Source organism: Elizabethkingia miricola, assembly GCF_001675285.1.
Lineage (GTDB): Bacteria > Bacteroidota > Bacteroidia > Flavobacteriales > Weeksellaceae > Elizabethkingia > Elizabethkingia miricola.
On sequence record NZ_LSGQ01000001.1, the window covers coordinates 611,893 to 618,927 of the forward strand.

9 protein-coding genes are annotated in these 7,035 nt (G+C 37.4%); 3 read left to right on the forward strand and 6 right to left on the reverse strand.

Annotated features, from left to right (window positions below):
* Positions 1–18: 18 nt before the first annotated feature.
* The 5 genes from ATE49_RS02705 to ATE49_RS02725 form a co-directional block, all read right to left on the reverse strand.
* A complete protein-coding gene (locus ATE49_RS02705; protein ID WP_065080978.1) occupies positions 19–1,428 on the reverse strand; it encodes an MBL fold metallo-hydrolase in 1,410 nt (469 codons plus the stop codon).
* Positions 1,429–1,493: 65 nt separating this feature from the next.
* Positions 1,494–2,279 carry a sulfite exporter TauE/SafE family protein gene (locus ATE49_RS02710; RefSeq protein WP_065080979.1) on the reverse strand — a complete coding sequence of 262 codons (786 nt, stop codon included), beginning with the start codon at positions 2,277–2,279 and terminating at the stop codon, positions 1,494–1,496.
* 61 nt (positions 2,280–2,340) lie between these two features.
* Positions 2,341–2,964, reverse strand: a complete 624-nt coding sequence (locus ATE49_RS02715; RefSeq protein ID WP_065080980.1) for a Crp/Fnr family transcriptional regulator — start codon at positions 2,962–2,964, stop codon at positions 2,341–2,343.
* Between the two features lie 9 nt (positions 2,965–2,973).
* The gene (locus ATE49_RS02720; protein WP_065080981.1) at positions 2,974–4,779 is read right to left on the reverse strand and encodes a chloride channel protein; all 1,806 of its coding nucleotides are present in this window, start codon (positions 4,777–4,779) and stop codon (positions 2,974–2,976) included.
* A gap of 82 nt (positions 4,780–4,861) precedes the next feature.
* Entirely contained in the window at positions 4,862–5,140 is a 279-nt protein-coding gene (locus ATE49_RS02725; protein WP_223200344.1) for a hypothetical protein, read from the reverse strand.
* 104 nt (positions 5,141–5,244) lie between these two features.
* Between ATE49_RS02725 and ATE49_RS02730 the strand changes: the two genes are divergently transcribed.
* Genes ATE49_RS02730 through ATE49_RS02740 form a run of 3 tightly spaced genes read left to right on the forward strand, consistent with a single transcriptional unit; the run spans position 5,245 to position 6,191 of the window.
* The gene (locus ATE49_RS02730) at positions 5,245–5,490 is read left to right on the forward strand and encodes a hypothetical protein (RefSeq protein WP_021346230.1); all 246 of its coding nucleotides are present in this window, start codon (positions 5,245–5,247) and stop codon (positions 5,488–5,490) included.
* Positions 5,491–5,530: 40 nt separating this feature from the next.
* On the forward strand, positions 5,531–5,821 hold the full coding sequence (locus ATE49_RS02735; protein ID WP_065080982.1) for a hypothetical protein: 291 nt from the start codon (positions 5,531–5,533) through the stop codon (positions 5,819–5,821).
* Positions 5,814–6,191, forward strand: a complete 378-nt coding sequence (locus ATE49_RS02740; protein ID WP_065080983.1) for a VOC family protein — start codon at positions 5,814–5,816, stop codon at positions 6,189–6,191. Before ATE49_RS02735 ends, ATE49_RS02740 begins: the two co-directional genes overlap by 8 nt.
* Positions 6,192–6,193: 2 nt before the next feature.
* On the opposite strand, the gene ATE49_RS02745 is transcribed toward ATE49_RS02740, so the two are convergent.
* Positions 6,194–6,919 (reverse strand): sterol desaturase family protein, encoded by a 726-nt coding sequence (locus tag ATE49_RS02745; protein ID WP_065080984.1) that lies wholly within the window; start codon positions 6,917–6,919, stop codon positions 6,194–6,196.
* Positions 6,920–7,035 lie beyond the last annotated feature (116 nt).

Below are 7,035 nucleotides of genomic sequence, written 5' to 3' on the forward strand. Positions count from 1 at the left end.
ATTACATTCGTTCTTAAATTATTTCATGGTTTTACTTTGACATATAAAATCCGTTGTTGGCACTTCTGTTAATTTAATCTTACCAAAGCCACCTTCCACTTCTGTGAAATTGCGATAACCTCTCGCCTGAAGAATACTTGCGGCAATCATACTTCTGTAACCTCCAGCACAGTGCAGGAAGAAATGTTCTTTCGGATCAATATCTTTTATCCAGGTATTGATATAAGCTAAAGGACGGCTATATGCATCTGCTATATGCTCTGCAGCATATTCTCCTTCTTTTCTTACATCTATTATTTTTGCGTCTTCTGTGTACCTTTGAGCAAATTCCTCAGGGGCAATTCTGTCCACAGAATCAGTTTCTTTTCCTGCTGATTGCCATGCAGAAACACTTCCCTTCAGATAGCCCAATACATTATCAAAGCCTACACGGCTAAGGCGGGTAATAACTTCTTCTTCACTTCCTTCATCCGTCACCAATAATAGCGGCTGCTTTACATCTACTATCATTACACCCACCCATGGTGCAAAATCTCCTTTCACTCCGATATTTACTGACTGTGGAATAAAGCCTTTATGAAATTCTGCTGCAGGTCTTGTGTCCAGTATCAATGCTCCGGTTTCATCTGCCACAGCTTCAAAATCTTCTGCTGACAATGGGTTAAGCCCTTGTTCAAGAACATGATCAAAACTTTCATAGCCCTTTTTATTCATGGCAACATTCATGGCAAAATATCCTGGCGGCGGTGTTAATCCGTCCGTAACTTCTTTTACAAAAGTTGCTTTATCCGGCTGATTCAGCGCATAGTTCGTTTTCTTCTGATTACCCAAAGTATCCACTGTTTCCTTCTGCATGTTTTTACCACATGCACTTCCGGCTCCGTGAGCAGGATAAACTGTTATTTCATCTGATAAAGGCATAATCTTATTGATCAGACTATCATAAAGCATTCCTGCAAGATCTTCCTGTGTAAGGTCTTTACCTTTTTGGGCAAGATCCGGTCTTCCAACATCTCCTAAGAATAAAGTATCTCCCGAAAACAAAGCTGTTTCCTTTCCATTTTCGTCAATAAGCAGGTAGCATGAGCTTTCCATCGTATGTCCGGGTGTATGCAATACTTTTATTTTAATATTACCTATCTCAAAAACTTCCTCGTCTTTAGCAATAATTGCTTCAAATTCAGGTTTTGCAGTTGGCCCGTAAACTATGGCTGCGCCTGTTTTATCACTCAAGTCAACATGCCCGGATACAAAATCTGCATGAAAGTGGGTCTCGAGAATATATTTAAGCTTCGCATTGTCCTCTTGTAATTTATCCAGATAGGGCTGCACCTCTCTTAAAGGATCTATAATTACGGCTTCTCCCTGGGATACAATGTAGTAAGCTCCCTGTGCAAGACATCCTGTATATATTTGTTCTACTTTCATTTTATTACATTTTAATTTAGTGGAGTAAAGTTATCATTATAAAATATGCTGTACAGCTACTTTTGTCACATAAGAATTTCTTTTGCAAGAATATAGGTTCCCATAACCAGTATAAACCAGCCAAAAGCAGGTTTCAGCTTCTTTCCATCTATTCTACGGGAGAAAAAACTCCCTATATATATTCCGATAACAGCCATGGCTGTTATGCCTATTAAAAATGACCAGTGTATGGTGGTTTGGTGTAACGAGAATATAAATCCGCTAAGAGAATTAAGTGCAATAATAGCAAGTGAGGTCCCTATAGCAGTTTTCATAGGCATTTTAAGCAATCCAACAAGCGCAGGGATAATCATAAATCCTCCGCCTGCGCCAATAAGCCCGGTCAATAGCCCCACAATAATCCCTTGAACAGCTACCAAAAGGTAGCCAGAATTACTTTCTGACAAATTTTCAGATTGAATTTTACGGATCATTTTATACGCTGCAACAACCATTAGTACAGCGAACAATAACATGATAAAATTATCCTTGGTAATTATAATACTTCCTATCTGAGTCAGTTTCTGTGGGATTGTAGGAAGTAAAAAATTTCTTGACAGAAACACCGAAATAACGGAAGGAACTCCGAATATAATGACTGTTTTGAAGTCTACCCAAGCCTTTCGAAAGTAGGATACAGATCCGGCTATACTCGTTACGCCTACAATAAAAAGAGAATATACTGTAGCCTGAACAGTTCCTATGCTAAATAAATAAACCAAGACAGGTACTGTAAGAATACTACCTCCACCCCCTATCAGCCCTAAAGATACACCTATTAAAACAGATGCTAAATAACCCGCTATTTCCATTACATTTTACAATTGATGCTGCAAAAATGAAATACTCGGAATAATTATACAGCTACTTTTGTCACATAAGGGTAATTTTATTTCTTCCAAGCTTTACGGTTCCGTTTTCTTCAAGCTGTTTTAACAATCTGGAGACCACAGCTCTTGCTGTACCCAATTCGTTCGCAAGCTGCTCGTGGGTTGTCTGAATTGTTTTGGACACTGCAAGAGAAGATTTCTTTTGCAATAGATCCAGTAATCTTTCATCTACTTTTTTAAAGGCGATGGCATTTACAACCTCCAGAAGTTCTTCAAATCTTTTATGGTACAATCTGAAAATATAATCCAGCCATTGTGGATATTCTTTAATAAAAAGTGAAACCTTATCTACCGGAAGAAAAAGAATTTCCGCATCCTCTTCTACCTCAGCCCTGACCTTGCTCGTATCATTATGCAATCCACCAAGAAAAGACATAATGCAGCTTTCTCCTGGTTTTATGTAATACAACAGAATCTCGCGCCCGTCCTCTTCGGTACGGATTACCTTCAAATTTCCTTTTATCACGATAGGAATAGCCCGGATATAGGAATTTTCATCCTGAATAATACTTCCTGCCTTATAGTCTTTTTGTATGCTATTAGCATATAATCTTTCAATCAGTTCGGGTGAAAATTCAAATTCGGAGATTTGCCGCAGCTCTGTCATATTTCGGAATTATTCTATTCTAAGTTTTTTCAGATTCTGTCTGTAAGCATCCATAATTGTAGACTTGGTAATATAACCAATATATTTTCCGTCTTTCATTAATAAGACATAGTCATGTCGGCTTTCTTCCATCATCCTGATTATTTTGGCTGTTGCCTCATCAACGGAGACCGTATTTGCCGGAATTATAAATTCGGAAAAATCAATTTCATTATTGGAAAATAGCGGCTTTCGGACATCATTAAGCATAATAATTCCCTGAATGATTAATGACCTGTCGAGTACCGGAATAAAATACTGATTGGTATTGGTGAATATATCTTTGATTTCCGCCGGGGTAAAATCTGTGAATACTGTTTTCAGGTGGCTGCTGTATAATAAGCTTACATCGATTTTATCCAGAATATTTCGGTCTTTATCGGATGTAAAAACAATACCCTTATCTGCAATGCTATAGATATCCATGCTATAATTATCATACCTCTTTGCAATGGCATAACTTATGGAAGAAACCAACATCAGTGGAATTATCAGCCCATAACCTCCGGTTATCTCAGCAATAAGAAAGATTGCTGTGAGTGGCGCATGGAACAATCCACTCAGTAAAGCTGCCATACCCACGACAGTAAAATTATCTATAGGCAGGTTTTTAATACCGATAAGCGTCACAACCTTGGAAACCAGATAACCTAAGTAGGAACCTACAAAAAGTGAAGGCGCAAAATTTCCACCATTACCACCGCTTCCCAATGTTAAACCTGTAGCTATAGATTTAATCATCATCGTAATCAGCACAAAAAGCATAATCCACCATTCATTTCCGTTAAGGTGCTCAAACAATGAATTATCCAGTAATTCTCCTGCTTGATTATTAGCCAGTACCTTTATATTTTCATAACCTTCACCAAATAATGGCGGAAACAAAAATATAAGCATTCCCAGAATACCTGCTCCCACAAATGCTCTTGTATATACATTCTTGGAATAGCTTCCTATACGGTGCTCAACCCACCGAAAGAGCCGTGCATGATATACCGATAAAAAGCCTGCAATAATCCCCAGGAGAACATAATAAATGGTATTATGGTAATCGAAATTCAGCCCTCTTTTAAAAGATAACAGTATACCTCCCTTCAGTGTCAAATTCGACATAATTGCTCCTGTGGCCGAGGAAATCATAATTGGAATAAATGCAGAAACACTCATATCTGCCAATATCACTTCTATTGCAAATAATACTCCGGCAACCGGAGCATTAAAAGCCGTAGCAATCCCAGCTGCTACTCCACATGCCAGCAAAAGCGTCCTGTCTTTATAGTTCAGCCGGAAATCCTGTGCATAATTAGAACCTAAAGCTGCTCCGGTAATTGTAATCGGAGATTCCAAACCTGCAGATCCTCCCATACCAACCGTTAATGAGCTGGTCACAATCTGTGCATACATTTGTTTTTTTGGCATAAATCCAGATCTCTTGGCAACCGCAATCATAATCTGAGCTGTTCCCTTCTCGAGAGAGCCATTAAGAAATTTACGGATAATCAGTACAGTAAGTACAATACCTAGTATGGGCAGTATACTGTTCAGATAAGGTAACTTCAAAATTTTATTAACATAAGTTGTGAACTGGAAAACGCTATGTGCGAAGGTTTTCAGAACAGTCACTGCCAACGCAGAAGTTATACCGACAATAACACACGAGAAATACAGAAACTGCCTGTCCGACAATACGATCCTTAGCAGACCCAATATACTTTTTATGTTGTATATGCTGCGGCGTATAAATTTTGGAGTTTTAGATTTCTTAATTTTTGGCATACCCCAAAATTAAGATTCATTTTTCTAAAAATTATGAATTCACTATTTTTTTTCAGTAATTATTAAGAGATACCAAATTGAATTAATTGAGAGATGCCAGCCATATAAAGGCAAACAGGCATATCAGCAGTATTCCGGCACCACCGGAAATAAGATATGAGATCAGATAATACAGAACCCCTCTAATCTTTTTCTGGAAAGCATGGACAATAAGAACCGATAATGTATACACAAAACCTGATGCCAGAAAAGTAAGCAGTATAATATAGAAAAGTGCAGATTCCAGGTTTAATGAAGCAGATGAAAGCATAATGTATTTTTTCGGATATAAATAGTTCTCAATATTTATAAGATTAGCCAAATATACCTGTTTTTTATCTTTAACTGTATTATTCTATCCGAAAACACTTGTCTGTACAGGGGTTTCAAAAACAAATTCGTACTTTTATCAACAACAATCACAAAATGGATCGTGAAATATTAAAAGAAAAGCTCCTGTTTTATATTGCACAGGGAAATGGCTTAAGTAGTGAGGTAAGAGACTTGCTTATAGAGTTTCGTAATTTGGGCGGGCATCAGGCCGATGCGGAAGAAATTGTAAAAGAGATAAAACAGGAATCTGTGGAAGAATTACAGGATCATGCTGACGATGTATTGGATATTATTACAGGATGGTGTGCTTCCGAAATGCGTGTATGGAATGATGAGTAACGAAGACCTAGCCAATTAATCTCAGATAAGTATTCAATAAATGTCACAAAAATTTGTAGAATGTGGCCAACATGGAAAACAGGAAATGGCTCTTGTCTGTACCCACTTGGCGCATAGTGTATCGGGAGATGCTCCATTGGGTTTTTATGAGCATGATGAAGGTGATATGGGCAGACCGGATGCCTGGTGTGACCAATGTAATCTGGTATTGGATAAAGCAGAAACAGAAGATGAACTCGATGAATGGTTTACCAGTTGTGATCATAAAATTATTTGTGTCAATTGCTGGGACGAAGTGAAAATTCAAAATATAAATACATCTGATGAGTAAAACCAATCCTGTCATCTATTTTGAAATTCCTGTAAATGATCTTCAGCGGGCTGTGAAATTTTATTCTGCAATATTCAATTTTACTTTTGAAAAAGAGATAATGGATGGTTACGAAATGGCTTTCTTTCCTTTCGAAGAAACAAAAAGCGGAGTAACCGGAGCTTTAGTAAAAGGAGATGTTTATAAACCTACTAAAGATGGCGTTATTCTGTATTTCAAAACCGACAGTATAGAAAATACTCTAAAAAAGGTTCTGGAATATGGAGGAAGCATTTTATATCCAAAAAATTTAAATGAAAAATTTGGCTTTGCAGTTGCCGAATTTGAAGATAGTGAAGGCAACAGAATGGCTTTGCATCAGGATTTGTAATTCTAATTTTTATAAGTCCCAAAAAGCCGATCCCAGATAGAGGTATAAAAACCGAAGTTTTTGCGTTCGTCGAGATGATGGAGATTGTGAAACCTGGTCGTTCCTATTCCCAGCCGATCAAACCTTATCGGAAAAAATTCTCTGTTCAGATGTCCTATTGTTCCCCAGATCAGATTAATTGTAAGATATGTTACAATGGCTGTTAACGAGAAATTATAACCCATTAGCAGAACTATCATCATCAATCCAAAGCCTATCGTTTCAAAAGGATGGAGTACAAACAGACTCAGAAAATTTGTACTGACATGCTCATGGTGTTTTCCGTGCAGCATTTTATAAATAGAGGGAGCATGGGCTGCATAATGAAAGAGGTACATGAAGAAATCCATCAGAAGAATTAAAGCTGCGACTTCCAAAAAGACAATCCCTGCCGGAGTATTGTTATCCAAAGTGATCCATTCACTTTTCCACAAAAGAACACCAAGCAGCATAATAAAGCTGTTGCAAATCACAGTAAGCAGGCTAAGTAAAAAATCAGATTTAGTAACAGGATGATCTTCCTTCTGTAACTTGTCTTTACGGCATGTTTTATCCACAAACAGATATAATCCTATAGAAAACAGATACAAAAACAGATTAACTACAAGGCTGAATATAATCCATTCTCCCCATGAAAACTTCTGAAATACATTCAGATAATCAGAAAATTCAAGCCCGTTAAAATTCATAATATGGTTTTGCCAATTTTGGTGTTATAAAAATATGAAATTCGGCTTACAGTCTTACCCGGAAACTGATTTAACTACAAAAGGCAACATCTATAAAGCCATGTGATAAGTTTGCA